The organism is Streptomyces sp. SM1, from assembly GCF_002910825.1.
Taxonomy (GTDB): domain Bacteria; phylum Actinomycetota; class Actinomycetes; order Streptomycetales; family Streptomycetaceae; genus Streptomyces; species Streptomyces okerensis.
The window spans coordinates 1-23,052 of sequence record NZ_NEUB01000610.1; the positions used below are offsets into that span (position 1 = coordinate 1).

20 protein-coding genes and 2 pseudogenes are annotated in these 23,052 nt (G+C 69.8%); 9 read left to right on the plus strand and 13 right to left on the minus strand.

Features of this window, described 5'->3' with window-relative positions; genetic code table 11:
- On the plus strand, window positions 1-1,013 hold a 1,013-nt coding region (locus tag B9S61_RS15130), incomplete at its 5' end, for a dihydrolipoamide acetyltransferase family protein (RefSeq protein ID WP_103542729.1).
- Window positions 1,014-1,095: 82 nt separating this feature from the next.
- On the opposite strand, the gene B9S61_RS15135 is transcribed toward B9S61_RS15130, so the two are convergent.
- Window positions 1,096-2,073, minus strand: a complete 978-nt coding sequence (locus B9S61_RS15135; protein WP_103542730.1) for a Bro-N domain-containing protein — start codon at window positions 2,071-2,073, stop codon at window positions 1,096-1,098.
- A gap of 209 nt (window positions 2,074-2,282) precedes the next feature.
- Window positions 2,283-3,209 carry a D-alanyl-D-alanine carboxypeptidase family protein gene (locus tag B9S61_RS15140; protein ID WP_181007376.1) on the minus strand — a complete coding sequence of 309 codons (927 nt, stop codon included), beginning with the start codon at window positions 3,207-3,209 and terminating at the stop codon, window positions 2,283-2,285.
- 196 nt (window positions 3,210-3,405) lie between these two features.
- Here B9S61_RS15140 and B9S61_RS15145 point away from each other — a divergent pair, with 196 nt between their 5' ends.
- The gene (locus tag B9S61_RS15145) at window positions 3,406-4,062 is read left to right on the plus strand and encodes a GntR family transcriptional regulator (protein ID WP_103542732.1); all 657 of its coding nucleotides are present in this window, start codon (window positions 3,406-3,408) and stop codon (window positions 4,060-4,062) included.
- Window positions 4,059-5,369 (plus strand): nitrate/nitrite transporter, encoded by a 1,311-nt coding sequence (locus tag B9S61_RS15150; protein WP_103542733.1) that lies wholly within the window; start codon window positions 4,059-4,061, stop codon window positions 5,367-5,369. Before B9S61_RS15145 ends, B9S61_RS15150 begins: the two co-directional genes overlap by 4 nt.
- A 140-nt stretch (window positions 5,370-5,509) precedes the next feature.
- Here the strand turns inward: B9S61_RS15150 and B9S61_RS15155 are convergent, their stop codons facing one another.
- A complete protein-coding gene (locus B9S61_RS15155; RefSeq protein WP_103542734.1) occupies window positions 5,510-6,334 on the minus strand; it encodes a maleylpyruvate isomerase family mycothiol-dependent enzyme in 825 nt (274 codons plus the stop codon).
- A gap of 219 nt (window positions 6,335-6,553) precedes the next feature.
- Here B9S61_RS15155 and B9S61_RS15160 point away from each other — a divergent pair, with 219 nt between their 5' ends.
- Window positions 6,554-7,354, plus strand: coding sequence for a carbon-nitrogen family hydrolase (locus tag B9S61_RS15160; protein WP_103542735.1), 801 nt, complete (start codon window positions 6,554-6,556; stop codon window positions 7,352-7,354).
- Between the two features lie 81 nt (window positions 7,355-7,435).
- Here B9S61_RS15160 and B9S61_RS15165 read toward each other — a convergent pair whose 3' ends face one another.
- The 4 genes from B9S61_RS15165 to B9S61_RS15180 all read right to left on the minus strand — a co-directional run bounded on the left by B9S61_RS15165 (window position 7,436) and on the right by B9S61_RS15180 (window position 11,889).
- Complete coding sequence (locus B9S61_RS15165) at window positions 7,436-7,933, minus strand: LURP-one-related/scramblase family protein (RefSeq protein WP_103542736.1); 498 nt, start codon at window positions 7,931-7,933, stop codon at window positions 7,436-7,438.
- Window positions 7,934-8,324: 391 nt separating this feature from the next.
- Window positions 8,325-8,576, minus strand: coding sequence for a DUF6458 family protein (locus B9S61_RS15170; protein ID WP_103542737.1), 252 nt, complete (start codon window positions 8,574-8,576; stop codon window positions 8,325-8,327).
- An 88-nt stretch (window positions 8,577-8,664) separates the two neighbouring features.
- Entirely contained in the window at window positions 8,665-9,963 is a 1,299-nt protein-coding gene (locus B9S61_RS15175; RefSeq protein WP_103542738.1) for a M18 family aminopeptidase, read from the minus strand.
- 99 nt (window positions 9,964-10,062) lie between these two features.
- On the minus strand, window positions 10,063-11,889 hold the full coding sequence (locus B9S61_RS15180) for an acyl-CoA dehydrogenase (RefSeq protein ID WP_103542739.1): 1,827 nt from the start codon (window positions 11,887-11,889) through the stop codon (window positions 10,063-10,065).
- A gap of 163 nt (window positions 11,890-12,052) precedes the next feature.
- On the opposite strand from B9S61_RS15180, the gene B9S61_RS15185 reads away from it, so the two are divergent.
- The gene (locus tag B9S61_RS15185) at window positions 12,053-12,517 is read left to right on the plus strand and encodes an SseB family protein (protein ID WP_103542740.1); all 465 of its coding nucleotides are present in this window, start codon (window positions 12,053-12,055) and stop codon (window positions 12,515-12,517) included.
- Window positions 12,518-12,653: 136 nt separating this feature from the next.
- Window positions 12,654-13,634, plus strand: a complete 981-nt coding sequence (locus tag B9S61_RS15190; protein WP_103542741.1) for a pirin family protein — start codon at window positions 12,654-12,656, stop codon at window positions 13,632-13,634.
- 174 nt (window positions 13,635-13,808) lie between these two features.
- Here the strand turns inward: B9S61_RS15190 and B9S61_RS15195 are convergent, their stop codons facing one another.
- The gene (locus B9S61_RS15195; protein WP_103542742.1) at window positions 13,809-15,968 is read right to left on the minus strand and encodes a SpoIIE family protein phosphatase; all 2,160 of its coding nucleotides are present in this window, start codon (window positions 15,966-15,968) and stop codon (window positions 13,809-13,811) included.
- A 144-nt stretch (window positions 15,969-16,112) separates the two neighbouring features.
- Between B9S61_RS15195 and aspS the strand changes: the two genes are divergently transcribed.
- Complete coding sequence (gene aspS, locus B9S61_RS15200) at window positions 16,113-17,876, plus strand: aspartate--tRNA ligase (RefSeq protein ID WP_103542743.1); 1,764 nt, start codon at window positions 16,113-16,115, stop codon at window positions 17,874-17,876.
- 74 nt (window positions 17,877-17,950) lie between these two features.
- Here aspS and B9S61_RS15205 read toward each other — a convergent pair whose 3' ends face one another.
- The 3 genes and pseudogenes from B9S61_RS15205 to B9S61_RS42315 all read right to left on the minus strand — a co-directional run.
- Window positions 17,951-18,901, minus strand: a complete 951-nt coding sequence (locus B9S61_RS15205) for a hypothetical protein (RefSeq protein ID WP_103542744.1) — start codon at window positions 18,899-18,901, stop codon at window positions 17,951-17,953.
- Between the two features lie 65 nt (window positions 18,902-18,966).
- A complete protein-coding gene (locus B9S61_RS15210; RefSeq protein WP_103542745.1) occupies window positions 18,967-19,332 on the minus strand; it encodes a PH domain-containing protein in 366 nt (121 codons plus the stop codon).
- Window positions 19,333-19,546: 214 nt separating this feature from the next.
- A pseudogene (locus tag B9S61_RS42315) lies at window positions 19,547-19,876 on the minus strand (hypothetical protein); the annotation flags it as partial.
- Here B9S61_RS42315 and B9S61_RS42320 point away from each other — a divergent pair.
- Window positions 19,870-20,028 (plus strand): annotated as a pseudogene (locus B9S61_RS42320) (transcriptional regulator); the annotation flags it as partial. The pseudogenes B9S61_RS42315 and B9S61_RS42320 overlap by 7 nt on opposite strands.
- Window positions 20,025-20,240, plus strand: coding sequence for a DUF397 domain-containing protein (locus tag B9S61_RS15225; RefSeq protein ID WP_103542747.1), 216 nt, complete (start codon window positions 20,025-20,027; stop codon window positions 20,238-20,240). The pseudogene B9S61_RS42320 and the gene B9S61_RS15225, both read left to right, overlap by 4 nt.
- A gap of 98 nt (window positions 20,241-20,338) precedes the next feature.
- On the opposite strand, the gene metG is transcribed toward B9S61_RS15225, so the two are convergent.
- Entirely contained in the window at window positions 20,339-21,955 is a 1,617-nt protein-coding gene (metG, locus tag B9S61_RS15230; RefSeq protein ID WP_103542748.1) for a methionine--tRNA ligase, read from the minus strand.
- Window positions 21,956-22,089: 134 nt separating this feature from the next.
- A partial coding sequence (locus tag B9S61_RS42325) for a VWA domain-containing protein (RefSeq protein WP_258039663.1) occupies window positions 22,090-23,052 on the minus strand: 963 nt, incomplete at its 5' end.

Consider the following 23,052-nt stretch of genomic DNA (forward strand, 5'->3'; position numbering starts at 1 on the left):
CCCGCAGGACGCCGGCCCCGGACGCCGCCGCCGAACAGGCGGCGGTGGCCGTCCAGGCGGAACTGAACGGCCACGGTGCCCCCGCGGGCCCCGCCGTTCCCGGGGAGCGCCCGCTGGCGAAGCCGCCGGTGCGCAAACTGGCGAAGGACCTGGGTGTCGACCTGGCCACGGTCACCCCGACCGGCCCGGACGGCATCATCACCCGTGAGGACGTCCACGCGGCGGTGGCGCCTCCGGCTCCGCGGGAGACCGCCCCGGCAGCCGTAGCGGCCGCCGCACCCGCGCCCGCCGCCCCGGTGTCGTACGACACCGCCCGCGAGACCCGTATCCCCGTCAAGGGGGTGCGCAAGGCGACGGCGGCGGCGATGGTCGGCTCGGCGTTCACGGCGCCGCATGTCACGGAGTTCGTGACGGTGGACGTGACGCGCACGATGAAGCTGGTCGAGGAGCTCAAGCAGGACAAGGAGTTCGCGGGCCTGCGCGTGAACCCCCTTCTGCTGATCGCCAAGGCCCTGCTGGTCGCGATCAGGCGCAACCCCGACGTCAACGCGTCGTGGGACGAGGCGGCCCAGGAGATCGTGGTCAAGCACTACGTCAACCTGGGCATCGCGGCGGCCACCCCGCGCGGTCTGATCGTCCCGAACATCAAGGACGCCCACGCCAAGACGCTGCCGCAACTGGCCGGGTCCCTGGGCGAACTGGTGTCCACGGCCCGCGAGGGCAAGACCTCACCCGCCGCCATGCAGGCGGGCACGGTCACGATCACCAACGTCGGCGTCTTCGGCGTCGACACCGGCACGCCGATCCTCAACCAGGGCGAGTCCGCGATCCTCGCGGTCGGCGCGATCAAGCTCCAGCCGTGGGTCCACAAGGGCAAGGTCAAGCCCCGCCAGGTCACCACCCTGGCCCTCTCCTTCGACCACCGCCTGGTCGACGGCGAACTGGGCTCCAAGGTCCTGGCCGACGTGGCCGCGGTCCTGGAACAGCCGAAACGGCTGATCAGCTGGGCATGACGCCCGCGAACCACTAGGTTCATGAGCCAGGAGGGGCGCCGCAACTTCGGATTGCGACGCCCCTCCTGCTGTTCCGGCCCGCTCAGGCCCGATGGAGCACGTACACCGGAGCCCCGTCCCCGGATCCGCCCCGCGAGCGGATGCAGGCGTGCTTGCGCAGCAGCCGGAGGCAGTCGTTGACGCGGCGCGCGGACAGCCCTGTACGAGCGGCGATCGACTCCAGCGGCTCGCGCAGTTCACCCTCCTCGACGAGCACGGGAGCGATGGCCACGGCCACCGCCCACACGTCCTCGGTCACGGACAGCCGCTCCCGCCAGCCGGCCAGTACCGATTCCGTGGTGGGCAGCGTGGTGAGGTGCCCCCTGACCGGACGACGTTCGAGGACGAGGCCGTCGAACCGGTCCGCGATCCGTTCCATCGCCCGGACCATGGCCTGCTGTACGGCGAGGGTGGCCTGCTGGGTGACCAGCAGCTCCCTCTGCATCTTCACCGTCTCCTTCTGCAAAGCGATCGACTCGCGCTGTCCGCCGGCGAGCTCCTCGTCCAGCTGGAGGTTGTGCGCCTCCAGCCGGACGATGGCCTCCGCGACCTGCTCCGGCATGGCGTAGGCGATGGGCGCCCCGGGTCCGACGGGCTGCACCTCGGCCTCGTCGAGGGAGTAGGAGCCCTCACGCTGAACGGTCTCGATCACTTCCGCGACCCACTGCCTGAAGGGGGCGCAGGCCGGTTTGGTACAGGCGTTGACGAGCAGGACGAGACCTTGGAGAGAGATGACGTGCAAGTCTCGACGCCACCCTCGACCTGCGGGAACGCTGAGACCGTAACCTCCAGTTACGGTCTCGAGCATTTCTCGGTGCTCGTCGGGAACATGGTCTGCGAGAGCCTTGCGAGAGTTGGTGTGGCCGAGTTCCTTGCAGACGTCCACCGCCGGGAACCAGTGCTTCCCGTCCGGCGTCGTCAGCCTCCGCACCCGGGCGCCGGTCGCCGCGTAGACGAAGTCGCTGACGTCGATCGCTTCGTGCCGCTCGGCGGAGTTCTGCCGTTTGCTGGGTTCGTTCATGTGAACCACCTCCGCTGCGGAACGTAGAGCGGGGCGGAACGCATATGCCAGCTGGTTCGATGATGTTCACCATCGCGAGAGAAACCGACCGGAACGGGCTGTGCCGGCTGACGGGAACGTATACGGCGGATACCGGCGCGGGGTGCGCGCACCGGGCAGCAGACGGGGCCCACCCGTGCGGGTGGGCCCCGTCGTGTCGCGTTCGTGCGTCAGATCTTGCCGAAGCCGTAGCCCAGGAGCTTCTTCGCGTCCTTCTCGCGCTGGGCGGCGGAGGAGGAGGCGAGGACCGTGCCGATGACCGTCTTGCCGTTGCGGGTGGCCGCGAAGACCAGGCAGTACTTGGACGTGGAGCCCGAGCCGGTCTTCACGCCGATCGTGCCGCTGTAGCTGCTGAGCAGCGTGTTCGTGTTGGTCCACGGCGCCATCGTGCGGGTGCCGCCCGACTTCGTCCGCGTCTTCGCCGTGTACTTCTTCGTCTTGACGATGGCGCGGAACGTGGCGTTCTTCATCGCGCTGCTGGCGATCTTCGTCAGATCGCGGGGCGTGGAGTAGTTCTTGCCGTTCCCGATGCCGTCGAACGAGTCGAAGTGGGTGTTCTTCAGGCCCAGTCTCTTCGCGTCCGCGTTCATCTTGCCGATGAACGACTTCACCCGCGCCGACCGGGTCGTGCCCGTGCCGAACTTGTCGGCCAGCGCGTACGCCGCGTCGCAGCCGGACGGCAGCATCAGCCCGTACAGCAGCTGGCGCACGGTGACCTTGTCGCCGACGATCAGCCGTGCGGACGAGGCGGTCCTCGACACGATGTAGTCGCTGTACGCCTTCTGGATGGTGACGGTGGAGTTGAGGTTCAGGTTCTTCTGCGCGAGCACGACCTTCGCGGTCATGATCTTCGTCGTCGAGCCGGTCGAGCGGCGCGTGTCGCCGCCCTTCGTGTAGAGCGTCCTGCCGTTCGCGTTGTTCATCACGTAGCCGCCCTTGGCGACGATCGCGGGCACGGCGGCGGCCTGTACGGGAGCCTGTACGGGTGCGGCCTGGGCGGGCGCTGCGTAGAGGGCTCCGGTCGAGAGCATCGCGCCGGTGGTCACGGCGACGCCCACGGCTCTGCGGATGCGGATACCCTGAATGCCGATTTTCAAGTCAGATACCCCGAATGTCATGAATGGCCTTGTGGTGCGGCCGAGTTGAGGTGCGGCCACACGTCAGGCGCCGCACATATCTGACTCGTGCGCGGAACGGATGGTTGTGCGGGAGACGGGGTGACTTTCCGCGGAGTCCGGTCCCGCATCGTGGACGTACGCTTCCACGCGTACGTGTTGTATCTATCCTGTCCGCATGGCCAGCCCGACCCCCGCGAAGCAACCACCCGCCGCCGAGCGCGTCTACGGCCACGTCAAGCAAGGCGTACTGGACCGCCGTTACGAGGGCGGCACGCTGCTCACGGAGGGCGAGCTGGCCGAGGCCGCCGGGGTCTCGCGGACGCCCGTGCGCGAGGCGCTGCTGCGGCTGGAGGCGGAGGGGCTGATCAAGCTCTACCCGAAGAAGGGCGCCCTCGTCCTGCCCGTCTCCGCGCAGGAGATCGCCGACGTCGTGGAGACCCGGCTGCTGGTCGAGGAGCACGCCGCCAGGAAGGCCGTACCCGCGCCGCCCGGCCTCATCGAGCGGCTGGAGCGACTGCTCGCCCGGCAGCGGGAGCAGGCAGCGGCCGGTGACTACGCCGCAGCCTCCGTCACCGACCGCTGCTTCCACGCCGAGATCGTCCGCAGCGGCGGCAACGAGATCCTCTCCCGCCTCTACGACCAGCTCCGCGACCGCCAGCTGCGGATGGGCGTCGCCGTGATGCACTCCCACCCCGACCGCATCGCCAAGACCCTCGCCGAACACGAGGAGATCCTCCGGGCGCTGCGCTCGGGCGACGCGGAGGCGGCCGTCGGTGTGGTCAGCCGGCATGTCGGCTGGTTCTCCCACCTGGCCAGGGGTGAGGTGCGATGAGCCGCGCACTGCCCGGGAATCCCACCCCGGTGGGGGCACCCCCAGGCGGCCGGCGCGCCCTCGCCGTGTGGGGGGTCGGCGTCTCCGTCTACTTCGTCGCCGTCATCTTCCGTACGTCCCTGGGGGTGGCCGGGCTCGACGCCGCCGACCGTTTCGACGTCAACGCCTCCGCCCTGTCCACCTTCTCCATCCTCCAACTGCTCGTCTACGCGGGCATGCAGATACCCGTCGGGCTGCGGGTCGACCGGCTCGGCACCAAGAAGGTGCTGGGCATCGGCGTCGTGCTGTTCACGGCCGGGCAGCTCGGCTTCGCGCTCTCCCCCTCGTACGGCATGGCGCTCGCCTCGCGGGCGCTGCTCGGCTGCGGTGACGCGATGACGTTCATCAGCGTGCTGCGGCTGGGCACCCGGTGGTTCCCGGCCCGGCGCGGGCCGCTGGTCGCGCAGATGGCCGGGCTGGTCGGCATGGCGGGCAACCTCGTCTCCACACTGATGCTCTCCCGGCTGCTGCACGGCGTCGGCTGGACGGCGGCGTTCGCGGGCAGCGCGCTCGCGGGGGTCGTGGTCCTCGTGCTGCTGGTGCTGTTCCTCAGGGACCATCCCGAGGGGCAGGAACCGGAGCCCGTCCCGCACCGGGGCGTCGCCTATGTACGGCGTCAGATCACCGCGTCCTGGCGGGAGCCGGGGACCCGGCTCGGACTGTGGGTGCACTTCACCACCCAGTTCCCGGCGATGGTGTTCCTGCTGCTGTGGGGCATGCCGTTCCTGGTCGAGGCGCAGGGGCTGTCGCGGGCGGTCGCCGGTGAACTGCTGACGCTGGTGGTGCTCTCCAACATGGCCGTCGGGCTGGTCTACGGTCAGGTCGTCGCCCGGCACCACGGGGCGAGGCTGCCGCTGGCGCTGGGGACGGTCGGTGCGACCGCGCTGCTGTGGGCCGCGACGCTGGCCTATCCGGCGGACACCGCGCCGATGTGGCTGCTGGTGGTGCTGTGCACGGTGCTGGGGGCCTGCGGGCCGGCGTCGATGCTGGGGTTCGACTTCGCACGGCCGGCGAATCCGCCGGAGCGGCAGGGTACGGCGTCGGGGATCACGAACATGGGGGGTTTCGTCGCCTCCATGACGACGTTGTTCGCGATCGGGGTGCTGCTGGACGCGACCGGTGACGACTACTCCGTCGCCTTCTCGTCCGTGTTCGTGCTCCAGGCGCTGGGGGTCTCGCAGATCCTCCGGTTGCGGAGGCGGGCGGTGCGCAGGGAGCGGGAGCGGTTGGTCGCGTCCCGGGTCGCTTCCGTGCACGTGCCCGTGTAGGTGACGGGGGCGGACGCCGGGCGGGGGCGGGTCGCGCGGCCGGCGCCCGCCCGTGCCGCCCTGGGGGCACCTCCCAGGCCTTCGAGGCGCTGAGGGGGGCACGATTGTCCGCGGATGCACGAGCGCCCGCGGATGCGCGGCTACGGCGTGACCGCGAAGTGCTTCAGGATCGCGGCCGCCAGATCCAGGTCGCCCTCCGTCTTCACCCGGTCGGCCGCCGCCTCGGGGGTCGTGCGGCCGCAGGCCAGCCGGAGATAGGTCTCCCAGTCGAGGACGAGGGTGGCGGCGGGGCCCAGCGCCGGGGCTGTTTCCAGGGTGCCGCGGCCCTGGATGTCGACGCGGATCGTGCGCAGGAACTCCACCGGACCGTGGACGTCGATGACCACGGCGGAACTGCGCGGCGCCTGCGCCTGCTCGGCGACCACCCGCGGCAGTTCGGCGAGCAGTACGTCGCGGGCGATGTGCGCGCCGGGGGAGTCGAGGTTGCCGGGCCGGCCGAGGGCCGTGCGCAGGTCCTGCTCGTGCGCCCACACGTCGAACGCGTGCCGGCGCATGGACTCCTCCAGCGTCAGCTCCGTGCCCAGCGGGCCGCGCACCTTGGTGTCGGGCAGGCGCGTCTCGTTCCGCAGCTGCCGGTTGCGGCGGATGATCGAGAGCTCCAGCTCGGAGGTCATCTCCGGCGCCGTGTGGTGGCGGCGCACGTCGACCTGCATCTCCATGTACCGCTGGTGGTCGTTGGTGACGTGGTAGAGGTCGCGCGGCAGGGTGTGGATGGGGCGGGGGTCGCCGTACATCTCGGAGTCCAGGCCGATGACGTGCGAGACGACGTCACGGACCGACCAGCCCGGGCACGGCGTCCGCCGGTTCCAGTCGGCCTCCGGGAGCGGCTGCACCAGCTCGGATATCGCCTCGATCGAGTGGGTCCAGGCGTCGGCGTAGGGCTGGAGGGTGGGATGCAGGCTCACGGAACGGGACCCCTCGGCGGTCGGTACACGGGCAGGTTGTGGCGGCGGTGCCAGTGGGCGGTGGCTGCACTGCGTGGGTGTCTCGGGTCTCCCCCGGTTCTCGGCTTCGCTCGAACAGGGGGGACCCCCAAGTTACGCTGCTGAGAGGCACCCCTGCAGTGCTTTCGTGTGACGATCGTAGGCCCGTGTGCGCGGGTCGAATGCCAGGACGGTGGTAGTGTGCGCGCTTCCTTGCTTCAAGTCGCCGTGAACGAGGGCGAATCGGTCGAATCGCGTCGGCTCCGGGTTGCCGCGATGGTACGGGATCAGGCCGGAGCGGATCTTGTCGTGCTTCCGGAGCTGTGGACCACGGGCGCCTTCGCCTACGAGGAGTTCGCCGGCGAGGCGGAGCCGCTCGAGGGGCCGACGTACGAGGCGATGGCCAAGGCCGCGAGCGAGGCGGGGGTGTGGCTGCACGCGGGCTCGGTCCCGGAGCGGGACCCGGCCGGTCCCCTCTACAACACCTCGCTCGTCTTCTCCCCCTCCGGTGACCTGGCCGCCGCGTACCGCAAGATCCACCGGTTCGGCTTCGACAAGGGCGAGGCCGTGCTGATGGGGGCGGGCGACGCACTGGTGACCGTCCGCCTTCCGCACACCGTGCTCGGTGTGGCCACCTGCTACGACCTCCGCTTCCCCGAACTCTTCCGCGGTCTCGTCGACGCCGGCGCCGAGACGCTCGTCGTCCCGGCGGGCTGGCCGGAGCGCCGCCGGTCCCACTGGACGCTGCTGGCGCGGGCACGGGCCGTGGAGAACCAGGCGTTCGTCCTCGCGTGTGGAACGGCCGGGACCCACGCCGGAGTTCCGCAGGCGGGTCACTCGATCGTGGTGGATCCCTGGGGCGAGGTGCTGGCGGAGGCGGGCCCCGGCGAGGAGGTCCTGATGGTCGAGTTCGACCCGGCCACGGTGGCGGACACCCGCGAACGCTTCCCCGCCCTGAAGGACCGCGTCCTGGGCCTGGAACGCCCCGGACCCCGGCCGTAGCGCCCCGGTGCGGCGACTCCTCGCGCGGAGGAGGACAGGGGGGAGGGCGGCGGGAGGAGGGCACGTCCCCGACTCGGGTCCCTAGCCGTCCTCCCGCTCCTTCTCCCCGAGGTGGATCACACACACCGCCACCGCGATCAGCAGCGCCGGGTCCGCGTCGTCCCGTACGACGTCGATGCCGTACGTGTCCCGGATGGTCAGCAGGCGCCGTGAGATGACGGCGAGCAGCTCGCCGTCGTACTCGACGGCGAACTCCCGGTCGAGGATCCGGCCGCTGACGTCCAGTTCGGTGCCGCCGTCCGCCAGGGCCACCCGGTAGTGGTTGCGCAGCAGCGACAGCCGCTTGCGCCGGACCGTGGCGAGCGGCTCGCCGTCCCGTTCGATCACCATCGTGTCCCGCAAGGCGAACATCTTCTGCCGGATGTCGATGAGGACTCGTCCCCCGGCGTCCTTCAGCTCGAAGGTGTCCCGCAGCCGCATGGCCTTGCCGTCGACGAGGAAGACCTTGTTGCCCCGGTCGTCCTCGATCCAGTAGTCGTCCCCGATCCCCAGAATCCGGTCCCGCACGAGAAATCTCATGCCACGAGGACTTCCCCGGCCCCGCCCCGGCAACCCGGCGGCTAGCCCGACGGGCCGAGCCCCGTCACCCGGACCGGACACCTGCCGCGCCGCGGCGGGTGCCGGCCCCGGCCGGTTGGGGACATCCGGTCGACGCCCGGCGCGGACCGCTCCCGACCGGGGCGACGGCGCGGCCGGCCGGAGGGGCGGAAGCCGGCCCGGAAATCGGGAGCGTCCTGGGTGAGTTCCCAGGGGCTTCCTCTGACGGGGGGTGAGCGCGAGGCGGCCATGCGCTGAAGGCCGGGCGCGACCGGAAAGGGCGCCGGGCGGGGCCGGAAAAACGCGGCCGGGATCGCACAGGGCGCGGGAGAGACGTCGCTCTCCCGCGCCCTCGTGTGTCCGGCCGCCCCGGTCAGACCCCGTAGCCGTCGCTGTAGCCGTCGCGGGTGCGGGGGCGGGTGGTGTCGTCGACGACCGGGGTGGCGGGTGGTACGACGACCCGCCGACGCCGGGCGATGCTGCTGAAGGTCGCGACGCCGATCAGACCGACGATCATGAAGATGATGCCGACCAGGTCAAGGTTGACACCCTGCATGTCCCAGTCGGTCGCGAACGTGAGGATTGCTCCCACGGCGATGAGGATGATGCATCCGCCGAGGCCCATAGGTGTCGCCTCCCTGTCCGGTGTCTCCGGTGCGCACCGGGTACCCGGACGGGCGGCGGCCATGCGCCCCGGGGTCAGGGGCGGTTGACTAACCCTCAAGGAACGCCACGAGCGCGTTCGCCAGCAGGAACGGGTCCTCGGCGCCGCACAGTTCACGGGCGCTGTGCATCGACAGGATGGCCACGCCGATGTCGACGGTGCGGATGCCGTGCCGGGCCGCGGTGATCGGGCCGATCGTGGTGCCGCAGGGCATCGCGTTGTTGGAGACGAAGGACTGGAAGGGGATGTCCGCCTTCTCGCAGGCCGCCGCGAACACCGCCCGGCCCGAACCGTCCGTCGCGTAGCGGTTGTTGACGTTGACCTTGAGGATGGGGCCGCCGTCGACGCGGGGGTGGTGCGTCGGGTCGTGCCGCTCCGCGTAGTTGGGGTGGACGGCGTGGCCGGTGTCGGAGGACAGGCAGACGGTGCCGGCGAAGGCACGGGCCCGGTCCTCGTACGAGCCGCCGCGCGCGAACACCGAGCGCTCCAGGACACCGCCGAGCAGCGGGCCGTCCGCTCCGGTGTCGGACTGGGAGCCGTTCTCCTCGTGGTCGAACGCGGCGAGGACGGGGATGTAGGACAGGGTGGAACCCTGTCCGGCCACCGCCGCCAGCGCGGCCGTACCGGCGTGCACGGAGAGCAGGTTGTCCATGCGCGGACCCGCCACCAGCTCGCGGTCGCGGCCCAGGTAGGCCGGCGGTTCGACGGGGTGGACCATCAGGTCCCAGCCGGTGACCTCACCGGAGGGGAGGCCGGCGGTCTCCTCCAGGAAGGCGATGAGGTCGCCGTCGCGGATCTCGTCGCCCATGCCCCAGACCGGCTGCATGTGCCGCTGCTTGTCGAGCTTGAGGCCGTCGGAGTTCACCGCGCGGTCCAGGTGGATGGCGAGCTGGGGCACGCGCAGCAGCGGGCGGTCGACGTTCACCAGGTGGGTGGAGCCGTCGCGCAGGGACAGCCGGCCGGCCATGCCCAGGTCCCGGTCGAGCCAGGAGTTGAGCAGCGGACCGCCGTAGATCTCCACGGCGACCTGACGCCAGCCGTGCGCCCCGCTGTCGGGCCGGGGCTTCACCCGCAGGGTGGGGGAGTCGGTGTGGGCGCCGACGATGCGGAAGGGGGTGTGGGGGGCGGCACCCTCGGGGACGTACCAGGCGATGATCGCGCCGCCGCGCAGCACGTACGTGCCGCCGGCCGTCCCGTCCCAGGCGTCCGTCTCCGCGACCTGCCGGAAGCCCGCCTTCTCCAGCCGCTCGGCGGCGTTCGCCACGGCGTGGTACGGCGTGGGGCTCGCCGCCAGGAAGGACATGAGGTCGTCGGTGTGACCGCGATCGAAGCGGGGGGGTTCGCTCATGGGTTCACCATAACGAGAGCGAGGGCCCGCTCACCTGTGCGGGAGCGGGCCCTCGTGCACGCCGGTACGGCCCGGCCGTACCGTCTGTACGGGGTCGTCCTAGAACGCCGCCTCGTCCAGCTCCATCAGGTCCAGGTCGACGCCCTCGGCGATCTTGCGGGCCTGGGTGACGCCCGGCAGGACGTTGGCCGCGAAGAACCTCGCCGCGGCGATCTTGCCGGTGTAGAAGGCCTTGTCCTTCGCGGAGGCGGCCGGGAGCTTCTCGGCGGCGACCGCCGCACCCCTGAGCAGCAGGTAGCCGACGACCACGTCGCCGGAGGCCATCAGCAGGCGGGTGGTGTTCAGGCCCACCTTGTAGATGTTCTTGACGTCCTGCTCGGTGGCCGCGAGGTCGGTGAGCATCAGGCCGACGAGGGCCTCCAGCTCGACGGCGGCCTTGGCCAGCTGCTCGCGGGCGCCCGCCAGTTCCTCGCCGCCCTCACCGACCGCCAGGAACTTCTTGATGTCCTCGGCGAGCGAGTTCAGGGCGGCGCCCTGGTTGCGGACGATCTTCCGGAAGAAGAAGTCCTGGCCCTGGATGGCGGTGGTGCCCTCGTACAGGGTGTCGATCTTGGAGTCCCGGATGTACTGCTCGATCGGGTACTCCTGCAGGAAGCCGGAGCCGCCGAAGGTCTGCAGCGACTGGGCGAGCTGCTCGTAGCCCTTCTCGGAGCCGTAGCCCTTGACGATGGGCAGGAGCAGGTCGTTGAGCGCGTGCTCGGCGGAGACGTCCTCGCCCGCCGCCTCCTTCACCGCGATGGTGTCCTGGACGGACGCGGTGTGCAGGACGAGGGCGCGCATGCCCTCCGCGTACGCCTTCTGCGTCATCAGCGAGCGGCGCACGTCGGGGTGGTGGGTGATGGTGACCTTCGGGGCGGCCTTGTCCATGAAGTTCGCCAGGTCGGGGCCCTGGACGCGCTCCTTGGCGTACTCCAGCGCGTTCAGGTAGCCCGTCGAGAGCGTGGAGATCGCCTTCGTGCCGACCATCATCCGGGCGAACTCGATGATGCGGAACATCTGGCGGATGCCGTCGTGCTTGTCGCCGATCAGCCAGCCCTTGGCGGGGTGCTGGTCGCCGAAGGTCATCTCGCAGGTGTTGGAGGCCTTCAGGCCCATCTTGTGCTCGACGTTCGTGGCGTACACGCCGTTGCGCTCGCCCAGTTCACCGGTCTCGAAGTCGAAGAGGAACTTCGGGACGAGGAAGAGGGACAGGCCCTTGGTGCCGGGACCGGCGCCCTCGGGACGGGCCAGCACGTAGTGGAGGATGTTCTCCGACATGTCGTGCTCACCGGAGGTGATGAACCGCTTCACGCCCTCGACGTGCCAGGAGCCGTCCTCCTGCTGCACGGCCTTGGTGCGGCCGGCGCCCACGTCCGAGCCGGCGTCCGGCTCGGTGAGGACCATGGTGGAGCCCCACTGCCTGTCGACCGCGATCTGCGCGATCTTCTTCTGGACGTCGTTGCCCTCGTCGTGCAGGATCCCGGCGAAGGCCGGACCGGAGGAGTACATCCACACGGCCGGGTTCGCGCCCAGGATCAGCTCGGCGTACGCCCAGATCAGCGACGGCGGGGCGGTGGTGCCGCCGATGCCCTCGGGCAGGCCCAGACGCCAGTACTCGGAGTCCATGAAGGCCTGGTAGCTCTTCTTGAAGGACGCGGGAACCGGCGCCGTGCTGGTCTCCGGGTCGAAGACCGGCGGGTTGCGGTCGGCGTCCGTGAAGGACTCGGCCAGCTCGTTCTCCGCGAGGCGGGTGAGCTCGTCGAGGATGCTCTTCGCGGTCTCGACGTCCATCTCCTCGAACGGGCCCGTGCCGTACAGCTTGTCGCGCCCGAGTACCTCGAAGAGATTGAACTCGATGTCGCGGAGATTCGACTTGTAGTGCCCCATGGCGACGGCTCCGTAAGAGAGAGATCGGCGAGGTACTGACTCCTCGCACCTAGTACGCATACCAACAAGTAGCTACGATGATGCTACCCGTCGGTAATAAGAAGCAAGCCCTATCCGGACATCTGTGACCCAGCCCTCCCGTCGGGTCGTTAGTCTGTGCGGCATGTACGGCTACGACCAGAGCGCGGGGACTCAAGCGGGTTACGTTCCGCCGCAGCAGCAGATGCCGGGCGGGTACGGACAGCAGGCACCGCTGTATCCAGAGCCGTCCGCGCCCTCGCTCGCCGACGCCGTGCGCGCGTTCACCACGGGCCAGATGGCGGCCGAGGACTTCCAGCAGATCTTCGCCACGTCCAAGGTCTACTGCCCGCGCGGTGACAATCCGGGCTTCCTCGCCCTGCACAACACCCAGCAGCCGGTGATCCCGATGTTCACCTCGCTCAAGGAACTGCGGCGGTACGCGGGCAAGGAGTCCAAGTACTTCGTGATCACCGGGGCCGAGGTGATCGACCTGCTGCCGACCGGCTACGGCTTCGTGGTCGACATGGAGGGTGAGCACCGGATGGTCTTCGACGCCAAGGCCGTGGAGCAGATGGTCGAGTTCGCCATGCGCCGGATGTATGGCTGAAGCCATCGCTGCGCAGGCGGCTGGCCTTTGACGCCAGGAGCGGAGCCCGGAGGGAATTCCCTCCGGGCTTTCTCTGTTCCGAGTGGCAAGAAGTTCAACGCTCAACTAAAATGGGCGTATCCGAGGAGGTGCCGACATGCCTGCAGTGACCGTCGAGAACCCGTTGACGCTGCCCCGTGTGACCGCGTCCACCGATGCCGTGGCACGCCCCGTGCTCACCGTCACCACCGCGCCCGGCGGTTTCGAGGGCGAGGGCTTCCCGGTGCGCCGCGCGTTCGCCGGGATCAACTACCGCCATCTCGACCCGTTCATCATGATGGACCAGATGGGTGAAGTGGAGTACGCGCCCGGAGAGCCCAAGGGAACGCCCTGGCACCCGCACCGCGGCTTCGAGACCGTCACCTACATCATCGACGGGGTCTTCGACCACCAGGACTCCAACGGCGGTGGCGGCACCATCACCAACGGTGACACCCAGTGGATGACGGCCGGAAGCGGTCTGCTGCACATCGAGGCGCCGCCGGAGCAGCTCGTCATGTCCGGCGGGCTCTTCCACGGGCTCCAGCTGTGGGTGAACCTGCCCGCCAGGGACAAGATGATGGCCCCGCGCTACCAGGACATCCGCAGCGGCAGCGTCCAGCTGCTCACCTCCCCCGACGGCGGCGCGCTGCTGCGGGTCATCGCCGGTGAGCTGGACGGGCACGAGGGCCCCGGCATCACCCACACGCCGATCACGATGGTCCACGCCACGCTGGCGCCCGGCGCCGAGGTCACCCTGCCCTGGCGGGAGGAGTTCAACGGCCTGGCGTACGTCATGGCGGGGCGCGGGTCGGTCGGCGCCGAGCGGCGGCCGGTCCACCTGGGGCAGACGGCGGTCTTCGGCGCCGGCTCCTCGCTGACCGTCCGCGCGGACGAGAAGCAGGACGGACACACGCCGGACCTGGAGGTCGTCCTCCTCGGCGGGCAGCCCATCCGTGAGCCCATGGCCCACTACGGCCCGTTCGTGATGAACACCAAGGACGAGCTGATGCAGGCCTTCGAGGACTTCCAGAAGGGCCGGCTCGGCACGGTCCCCGCCGTGCACGGCATGTCGGAGAAGGGCCCGCAGGAGGCCTGACCGGCCGCCGGCAGCAGTGGTGCCCCTGCGGGCGGCCTGCCCGGAACCGGCGGTGAGACCGGCCGCGGACGGACGCGACGACGTCCGTCCGCCGCCGGACCACCGCGGACGTGCGAGAGGGGGCGGCGCGGCGATGAGCCGTGGCGCCGGGTGGGGCCGGCGTGGTGCGGGTGTTCAGACCGGGGGCGCGCCGTCGGGACCCGCCCCGTCCTTCTCGTACAGCTCGTACCAGATGCTCTTTCCCTTGCCGCGCGGGTCGACGCCCCAGGTGTGGGCGAGAAGTTCGACCAGGACCAGACCGCGGCCGGACGACGCCAGCTCGCCCGGTCTGCGCAGATGCGGCAGATCGCCACCGGCGTCGGTGACCTCGACGCGGATGCGGCGGCCGTCTCCCCCGTCGGAGACCTCGGCGAGCAGCAGAGCATTGGCGTCGGTGTGCACGAGGACGTTGGTGAGGATCTCCGACAGCAGCAGCACCGCCGAGTCCACCTGGTCCGGCGAGGACCAGTCGTGCAGCAGCTGACGCAGTTGGTGCCGGGCCACCGCGACCTGCTCGGGCTCGGCCTGCGCGACCGTCAGCATCGTGCGGCGCACCGGCGGCCGTACCGTGTCCCGGGCTCCGCAGCCGCAGCCGTCGCCCTGCCGGGACAGCAGCAGTACGGCGATGTCGTCCTCCCGGCGGTCGATCAGCGGGCCGGTGGTGTGGTGGGAGGACGGGCCGTGCACCGCCTGGACCAGCGCGTCGGCCAGTTCCTCCTGGTTTCCCTTGTGCTCCTCGAGGATGGCGCGCAGCCGGCGCCAGCCGGTGTCCAGGTCGTGTCCGCCGGTCTCGATCAGCCCGTCCGTGCAGATCATCAGCGTCTCGCCGGAATCCAGGATCAGCCGGGTGGTGGGGTAGTCGGCGTCCGGGTCGATGCCCAGGGGCAGCCCGCCCGCCGTCGGCCGGGTCAGCACCGTCGCGTCGGCCGTGCGGATCACCGGGTCCGGGTGCCCGGCGCGGGCGACCTCCAGCACTCCGCTGTCGGGGTCGACCTCGGCGTACAGACAGGTCGCGAAGCGCAGCTCGGCCGGGTCCGCCTCGCCGATGCCGTGCAGGAAGCGGGAGGCGCGGGACAGTACCGCGTCCGGTCGGTGGCCCTCGGATGCGTACGCCCGCAGGGCTATCCGGAGCTGGCCCATGAGCCCGGCGGCCCGTACGTCGTGCCCCTGGACGTCGCCGATGACGAGCGCGAACCGTCCTCCGCCGGGCCGTGTCGGGGAGGTGCCCCCGGGCAGCGGGATCACGTCGTACCAGTCACCGCCGACCTGGAGGCCACCGCCGGTGGGGACGTAGCGGGCGGTGACGCTCATGCCGGGGATGCCCGGGCCGAGCTTCGGCATCATCGAACGCTGCAGACCGTCGGTCAGCGCCCGCTCGCTCTCGGCGGTGCCCGCGCGGGACAGTGCCTGGGCCAGCATCCGGGCCACCGTGGTCAGCACGGAACGCTCGTCGGGAGTGAACGCGACCGGATAGGCGAAGGCGGCCAGCCAGGCGCCCATCGTGCGGCCGGACGAGGTCAGCGGCAGAAACGCCCAGGACCGGCGTCCGAAGCGCTGGGCGAGCGGCCAGGTGAGGGGGTAACGGTTCCGGTACTCCTCGGGGGAGGAGAGATAGACCGCGCGGCCCGTGCGCACCACCTCGGCGGCGGGGTAGTCCGTGTCCAGCGGCATGTAGAACGCGTTGTCGGCGCCGGGCTCGTGTCCGTGGTGGCCGATGATCGTGAGCTGGCCGCCCTCCACCCCGAACACGGCCAGTCCGTCCGGTGAGAATCCGGGCATCGACAGATTGGCAGCGACTCTCAGCACCTCCTGCGTCGACCGTGCCTCCGCCAGGGCACGGCCGGCGTCCAGCAGGAACGCCTCCCGTGAGCGCCGCCAGTCGCCGGTGACCGCGCTGCGCCCGGCGGGCGTTCCCGGCGTGGGCTCGGCGACCTCCTGGAGGGAGCCGGTCAGGAGATATCCCTTGCGGGCGTGGTCGAAGGAGGGCTTGGAACGGCTGCGCACGACCCGTACGACCCGGTTCTGTTCGTCCATGATCCGGATCCGCACCTCCGCGAGGGTGCCCTCGGCGACGGCGAGCTGGACCACTCCGGTGATCTCGTTCCAGTCGACGGGGTGCAGACGTGCCCGGACCTGCGCCTCCGTGAGGGTGACCTCCTGGGCGGGCAGTCCGAGCAGCCGTGCCGCCACGGCGTCGACCGTGACCAGCCCGGCAGCGGTGTCCCAGTGCCACACACCGGTGTCGAGTGTGGCGAGGACGTCCCCCAGGGCAGGCAGGGGCTCACCAGTGCGCATTCCCCCACTTTATGAAGATGGGGCTGAAAAGTTCCACTGCGCCCGACCCGTAATGACAGCGAAGCGATCTTGGCCCGGCCGGTAGGCTTGGGGGAGTTTCACGTGAAACAACGACCCCGATCCGCGAAGGCTGGATGAACGACGATGCATCGGTACAGGTCCCACACCTGCGGCGAGCTCCGCGCCTCTGACGTCGGCACCGACGTCCGGCTGAGTGGCTGGCTGCACAATCGGCGCGACCTGGGCGGCATCCTCTTCATCGATCTGCGTGATCACTACGGCATCACGCAGCTCGTGGCCCGTCCGGGCACCGAGGCGTACGAGGCGCTGGACAAGCTGTCCAAGGAGACCGTGGTCCGCGTCGACGGCCAGGTCGTCTCGCGCGGCGCGGAGAACGTGAACGCCGAACTGCCGACCGGTGAGGTCGAGGTCGAGGTCGGCGCGGTGGAGGTGCTGGGCGCGGCGGCCCCGCTCCCCTTCACGATCAACGCCGAGGACGGGGTCAACGAGGAGCGGCGCCTGGAGTACCGCTTCCTGGACCTGCGCCGTGAGCGCATGCACCGCAACATCCTGCTGCGTACGTCGGTCATCTCGGCGATCCGCCACAAGATGACGGCGCTGGGCTTCAACGAGATGGCGACGCCGATCCTGAGCGCCACCTCTCCCGAGGGCGCCCGCGACTTCGTCGTCCCCTCCCGCCTGAACCCCGGCAGGTTCTACGCGCTGCCGCAGGCGCCGCAGCAGTTCAAGCAGCTGCTGATGATCTCCGGCTTCGACCGCTACTTCCAGATCGCGCCCTGCTTCCGTGACGAGGACGCCCGCGCGGACCGCTCGCCGGGCGAGTTCTACCAGCTCGACGTGGAGATGAGCTTCGTCGAGCAGGAGGACGTCTTCCAGCCGATCGAGAAGCTGATGACGGAGCTGTTCGAGGAGTTCGGCAACGGCCGTCATGTGACGTCGCCGTTCCCGCGCATCCCGTTCCGCGAGGCGATGCTGAAGTACGGCTCGGACAAGCCGGACCTGCGCGCCCAGCTGGAGCTCGTCGACATCAGCGACATCTTCGAGGGCTCGGAGTTCAAGGCGTTCGCCGGCAAGCACGTGCGTGCGCTGCCGGTGCCGGACGTCGCGGCCCAGTCCCGTAGGTTCTTCGACCAGCTCGGCGACTACGCGGTCTCCCAGGGTGCGAAGGGTCTGGCCTGGGTACGCGTCGGCGAGGAGGGCGCGCTGAGCGGCCCGATCGCGAAGTTCCTCACCGAGGAGAACGTCGCCGAGCTGACCAAGCGGCTCTCCCTGGCCCCCGGCCACGCGGTGTTCTTCGGCGCGGGCGAGTTCGACGAGGTCTCGAAGATCATGGGCGCGGTGCGGGTCGAGGCCGCCAAGCGCGCCGGACACTTCGAGGAGAACGTCTTCCGCTTCTGCTGGATCGTCGACTTCCCGATGTACGAGAAGGACGAGGAGAGCGGCACGATCGACTTCTCCCACAACCCCTTCTCGATGCCGCAGGGTGGCCTGGAGGCGCTGGAGACCCAGGACCCGCTGGACATCCTGGGCTGGCAGTACGACATCGTCTGCAACGGTGTCGAGCTGTCCTCCGGCGCGATCCGGAACCACGAGCCGGAGATCATGCTCAAGGCGTTCGAGATCGCGGGCTACGACCGGGAGACGGTCGAGGAGAAGTTCGCCGGCATGCTCCGTGCGTTCCGCTTCGGCGCCCCGCCGCACGGCGGCATCGCGCCCGGCGTCGACCGTATCGTCATGCTCCTCGCCGACGAGCCCAACATCCGCGAGACCATCGCCTTCCCGCTCAACGGCAACGCCCAGGACCTGATGATGGGCGCGCCGACGGAGCTGGACGAGACCCGCCTGAAGGAACTCCACCTGACGGTGCGCAAGCCGCAGCCGAAGTAACCCCGGCAGCAGTGAAGGGGCCCGGAACCGCCGAGACGGTGGTTCCGGGCCCCTTCCCGCGTGCACGCGGGCCGTCAGGCCGCCGGGCCCTCCTCGGCGAAGAGGTCTTCGGCACGCTCGACCGTGCCGGAGCGGTCGAGCCAGTCGTTGAGGCGGTCGAGGTCGGTGCAGGTGGCGATGCGCTCACGGATGTCGTCGGAGAGCGCGAGGCCCCGTACCTCCAGTACGCGCAGGATCCCCCGGGCTTCGCCCCGGGCTTCACCTCGGGCTTCACCTCGGGCTTCACCTCGGGCTTCACCCGTGGCCTCGCCTTCGGCCTTGCCCTCCAGGTACTTCTCCTCGAAGAGCGTTCCGTGCCCCGGGAAGTAGGTGACGGCGTTCTCCATCAGTTTCCTCCAGTTCTTCCTGGTCGGAGTGGACTCCAGACCTACCTCTACCACCTCGAACCAGTACTTTGTGGTGTCCCGGTCGAAGGACGCGAGCCCGCGGGCGACCGTTTCCAGTATGGCCGCTGCCCTCCGGCTCTGGCTGTGAACGATGGCCGAGAGCGCCGCCAGGGCCGGCTGCTGGACCACCACCGTCTCGTCGGTGACCTCGGGGACGGTCTGCGGGCCCAGGACGAACGGTCGGGTGACCTGGGTCGACCAAGGGCCCACAGCGCACTCGAACGGGCCCATCGCCCAGGCCGCCGTCGAGCGGTCTCGGCAGACCGCGACCAGCAGTACGGGCAGGTCGTACTTCGCGCGCAGGTAGGCGACGTAATACGCCCAGCTGTTCGCCTTGTCCGGGTCCTTCTTCGTCTGGGCCTCGACGGCCAGGACGAAGTGCTCACCCATGTCGGGCTCGAACATGAGGACCGTGTCCGCGCGGCGCTCCATCGGGCGGATCTCGGTGACGTCGGCGGAGAGCTCGTGGAAGTCCGTCTTCACGGGCGGCGGAAGGCCCAGTGCTTCGAAGACGGGCGTGAGGGCCTCCGGGTGCTTCCGGAAGAGCTGGTGGGAGGCCTCGTGTGTGGCTGTGACCATGAGCGCAAGCCTGGTGCGCCCATGGCCTATGCGTCCGGCATATGAGGGGCGTTCACCCGATCGGGTCAGCGGGCGACGAACTGGGTGAGGATGGCCTGGACCTCGTAGATGTCGACGCCCTTGGTGAAGGTCTTCTGGATGGGGGTCGGGGAGCCCGAGATCCAGATCTTCAGTTCGGCGTCGAGGTCGAAGGTGCCGGCGGTCTCCACGGCGAAGTGGGTGATGCTGCGGTACGGGACGGAGTGGTACTCCACCTTCTTGCCGGTGATCCCCTGCTTGTCGACCATGATCAGGCGGCGGTCCGTGAACAGTATCGTGTCGCGGATCAGCAGGAAGGCGGCGTGTACCTGCTCGCCGTGGCCCAGCAGACGGGCGTACTCCTGCTGTGCCTGGGCCGGGTCGACGGTGTGCGCGTTGCCGAAGAGTGCCATGGAACGGGTCCCCCCACGGGAATGGTGACGACGGCCGGGTGTCGGCCGCTTCTCACACGATCTTCGCAAAGAGGAGAGCCCGGGAGAAGGTGCGGCCGTCTCCCGGGCCCTGCTGTGGCGAGCGTGTTACGCGGTCGGCTTCTCCCCGGGACGCGGGAAGAGGACCGCGCCCCGTCTCGCCCTTGTCGGTCGACCCTGTCAAGGTTCCGGGCCACTCGTCCTCGAAGATGTCTTCGGCCGTCGGGGCCGTGACGGCACGCCGGAGCCAGTGGCGCAGGATCTCGAGGTCGTCGCAGCCGGTGACGCGTTCCCGGACCGCTTCCGGGATGTCCATGCCGCGCACGTTGAGGATGTCCAGGACGTCCTCGGCGGCGCGCTGAGCCCGGCCCTCGTCGCGGATTTCCTCGGAGATGAACGACTTGTAAAAGGAGCGGTCCACGGCCACCAGTTTCCTCCACAGGTGTACGGCCGGGTGCTTGCCCAGGCCTTGTGCGATGAGTTCGATGATCGGGTCGGCGATGTTCTGCGGTGTGTCCCGCAGCAGTTGGTCGAGCCGAAGGAGACTTCGGCAGTCGTCCCGTCACGGAGTTGAAGCATCTTCGGATCATGGAACTGCGGTGTGGCATCATCCGATCTCAGGCTCTCTCACCAGGGGAGTCGCTGGCCTTCGTCGAGCAAGTGCTGGGGGAGACATGACCCGCGAAACGTCTGTTGAGGACCGGTCGGAGCTGCGGTGGTTCAAGAGCAGCTACAGCTACAGCGACAGCAGCAACAGCAACGAGTGCGTTGAGGTCGCGACCATGCCTGGCGCGGTGCACGTCCGTGACTCCAAGAACGTGGAAGGCCCTCAGCTTGCTCTCACCCACCACGCGTGGGCGGACTTCGTGGCACACGCGTCGGGAAGCTGAACCGGCCCGGTTGGGCGGATCTGCCCCGGCCCGTCGGGACGACAGCGCGGAGGCCCGGAAGCAAGCCGTTCCGGGCCTCTGGACGTGCGTGATGCGTCCTATGCGGCCGGCTTCTCCTCGAGACGCGGGAAGAGGACCGCGCCCTTGGTGACCGTGGAGCCGGCGGGCAGGACGCCCCAGGTGCCGGCGTCCTGGACCTTCTGGTCGGCGAGGGCGCCGAGGCCGGCTTCCGCGCCGAGGGAGTCCCAGAGCTTCTGGGAGGTCTCCGGCATGACCGGGTTGAGGAGGACCGCCACCGCGCGGAGGGACTCCGCGGCCGTGTAGAGGATCGTCGCGAGGCGGGCCCTGCCCTCGGGCGAGTCGTCCTTGGCGACCTTCCAGGGCTCCTGCTCCGTGATGTAGCCGTTGACCTGCTTCACGAAGTCGAACACCGCCAGGATGCCGCCCTGGAAGTCCAGCTCCTCGCCGATGCGGCGGTCCGCCTCCGTGACGGCCTTCGTCAGGCCGTCGTGGATCGCCTGCTCGGCGTCGCCGTCGGCCGCCGACGCCGGCAGTTCGCCGCCGAAGTACTTGCCGACCATCGCCGCCACGCGGGAGGCGAGGTTGCCGTAGTCGTTGGCCAGCTCGCTGGTGTAGCGGGCCGAGAAGTCCTCCCAGGAGAAGCTGCCGTCCTGGCCGAAGGCGATCGCGCGCAGGAAGTACCAGCGGTACGCGTCCACGCCGAAGTGCGAGGTCAGGTCCTGCGGCTTGATGCCGGTCAGGTTGGACTTGCTCATCTTCTCGCCGCCGACCATCAGCCAGCCGTTCGCGGCGATCTTCCCGGGGAGGGGGAGGCCCTGCGCCATGAGCATCGCCGGCCAGATGATCGCGTGGAAGCGGAGGATGTCCTTGCCGACCAGGTGCACGTCGGCGGGGAAGGTGGCCTCGAACTTCTCCGGGTTCTCGTTGTAGCCGACGGCGGTGGCGTAGTTCAGCAGCGCGTCGACCCACACGTAGATGACGTGCTTGTCGTCCCAGGGGACCGGCACGCCCCAGTCGAACGTCGAGCGGGAGATCGAGAGGTCCTGAAGGCCCTGGCGGACGAAGTTCACGACCTCGTTGCGCGCGGACTCGGGCTGGATGAAGCCCGGGTCGGCCTCGTAGTGGGCGAGCAGCTTCTCGCTGTACTCGCTCAGCTTGAAGAAGTAGTTCTCCTCGCTGAGGATCTCCACCGGCTTCTTGTGGATCGGGCACAGCTTCTGGCCCGCGTACTCGCCCTCGCCGTCGAGCAGCTCACCCGGGAGCTTGTACTCCTCGCAGCCCACGCAGTACGGGCCCTCGTAGCCGCCCTTGTAGATCTCGCCCTTGTCGTACAGGTCCTGCACGAACTCCTGGACGCGGTCGGTGTGCCGCTTCTGCGTGGTGCGGATGAAGTCGTCGTTCGCGATGTCGAGGTGCTCCCACAGGGGCTTCCAGGCCTCGGTGACGAGCTTGTCGGCCCAGGCCTGCGGGGTGACCCCGTTCGCCTCGGCCGTGCGCATGATCTTCTGACCGTGCTCGTCCGTGCCGGTGAGGTACCACACCTTCTCGCCGCGCTGGCGATGCCAGCGGGTGAGCACGTCGCCTGCGACGGTCGTATAGGCGTGGCCCAGGTGAGGAGCGTCGTTGACGTAGTAGATGGGGGTCGAGACGTAGTACGCCTTCGCCCCCTGCTTCTCTGATCCAGTGGCCGCCATGGTCGAAATCCTACTGGGCCGGTGGGGGTCGGCTCACACGCGTTTCGGGGGGCGGACGGGGATCCGTCCGCCCCCCGAAGGGTGGTGCGGGTGGCGAGGGCGACTGAGGGCGTGGTGAGACGCGAGGGGTGCGGCTACGGGCGCCAGGAGGCCAGTACGCCCTCGTAGAGCTCCTGGTCCGTGAGCTCGCGGGGGGTCGGGCCCGCGTGGAAGAAGGAGGTGTTCCCCGCCTTCAGCTTGCGGAGGTAGTCGAACGCCTTGTTGTCGTGCTCGCCGAAGGCGACGAAGGAGAAGAACACGGCGGGGTGGCTCTTCGCCGCGTCGGTGAGGGCCTGGGTGGCGGGCGTCTTGGCGTCGGGGGCGCCGTCGGTCTGGAAGACCACCAGGGCGGGGGTGCCGGCCGCTTCGTCGGCGTGCTGCGCGAGGACCGCCTCGACGGCGGCGTGGTAGCTGGTACGGCCCATGCGGCCGAGGCCGGCGTGCAGCTCGTCGATCTTGTTCTCGTGGTCGGTGAGGGTCAGCTCACCGGTGCCGTCGAGTTCGGTGGAGAAGAAGACGACGTGGACGGTGGCATCGGCGTCGAGGTGGGCGGCGAGGGCGAGGGTCTGCTCGCCGAGGGCCTGGGCGGAGCCGTCCTTGTAGTACGGACGCATGGACGCGGAGCGGTCGAGTACGAGGTAGACCTTGGCGCGGATGCCGGTGAGGTCGTTCTTCTCGAGGGCTGTGGTGGCGGCCTTGTAGGCGGGGGTGAGGGTGGGGTGCATCGCGGCGGGCTCGGCAGGGGGGTCGGCCTCGGCCTCGGCCTCGCCTTCGGCCGGGGATTCGTTCCCACCCGCACCACCCGTGCGGCTTTCGTCGTCGGGTGCGGGTGGCCCCTGCGGGGCGTCCTCGCCGTCGGCGACTGCGGCGGAGGGGGAGGCTTCGGCGGCAGGGGCGGGCTCGGGGGCCGCCTCCGGCTTCGCGTCGACCTCGGGCTCGGGCTCCACCTCGGGCTGTGCCTCCGGCTCCGGCTCGGCCTTCGCTTCGGGCTCCGCCTTTGCTTCCGGCTCGGGCTCGGCCTTCGCTTCGGGCTCCGCCTTTGCTTCCGGCTCGGGCTC

Bases quoted from the DNA above. Each gene is read 5' to 3' on its own strand.
- B9S61_RS15225 (WP_103542747.1), top strand. From the start codon at position 20,025: ATGACCCGCGAAACGTCTGTTGAGGACCGGTCGGAGCTGCGGTGGTTC.
- B9S61_RS15195 (WP_103542742.1), bottom strand. From the start codon at position 15,968: ATGCGCACTGGTGAGCCCCTGCCTGCCCTGGGGGACGTCCTCGCCACA.
- B9S61_RS15165 (WP_103542736.1), bottom strand. From the start codon at position 7,933: ATGAGATTTCTCGTGCGGGACCGGATTCTGGGGATCGGGGACGACTAC.
- B9S61_RS15190 (WP_103542741.1), top strand. From the start codon at position 12,654: ATGCCTGCAGTGACCGTCGAGAACCCGTTGACGCTGCCCCGTGTGACC.
- B9S61_RS15205 (WP_103542744.1), bottom strand. From the start codon at position 18,901: ATGGTCACAGCCACACACGAGGCCTCCCACCAGCTCTTCCGGAAGCAC.
- metG (WP_103542748.1), bottom strand. From the start codon at position 21,955: ATGGCGGCCACTGGATCAGAGAAGCAGGGGGCGAAGGCGTACTACGTC.
- B9S61_RS15210 (WP_103542745.1), bottom strand. From the start codon at position 19,332: ATGGCACTCTTCGGCAACGCGCACACCGTCGACCCGGCCCAGGCACAG.
- B9S61_RS15180 (WP_103542739.1), bottom strand. From the start codon at position 11,889: ATGGGGCACTACAAGTCGAATCTCCGCGACATCGAGTTCAATCTCTTC.
- B9S61_RS15150 (WP_103542733.1), top strand. From the start codon at position 4,059: ATGAGCCGCGCACTGCCCGGGAATCCCACCCCGGTGGGGGCACCCCCA.
- B9S61_RS15145 (WP_103542732.1), top strand. From the start codon at position 3,406: ATGGCCAGCCCGACCCCCGCGAAGCAACCACCCGCCGCCGAGCGCGTC.
- B9S61_RS15135 (WP_103542730.1), bottom strand. From the start codon at position 2,073: ATGAACGAACCCAGCAAACGGCAGAACTCCGCCGAGCGGCACGAAGCG.
- B9S61_RS15175 (WP_103542738.1), bottom strand. From the start codon at position 9,963: ATGAGCGAACCCCCCCGCTTCGATCGCGGTCACACCGACGACCTCATG.
- B9S61_RS15170 (WP_103542737.1), bottom strand. From the start codon at position 8,576: ATGGGCCTCGGCGGATGCATCATCCTCATCGCCGTGGGAGCAATCCTC.
- B9S61_RS15185 (WP_103542740.1), top strand. From the start codon at position 12,053: ATGTACGGCTACGACCAGAGCGCGGGGACTCAAGCGGGTTACGTTCCG.
- aspS (WP_103542743.1), top strand. From the start codon at position 16,113: ATGCATCGGTACAGGTCCCACACCTGCGGCGAGCTCCGCGCCTCTGAC.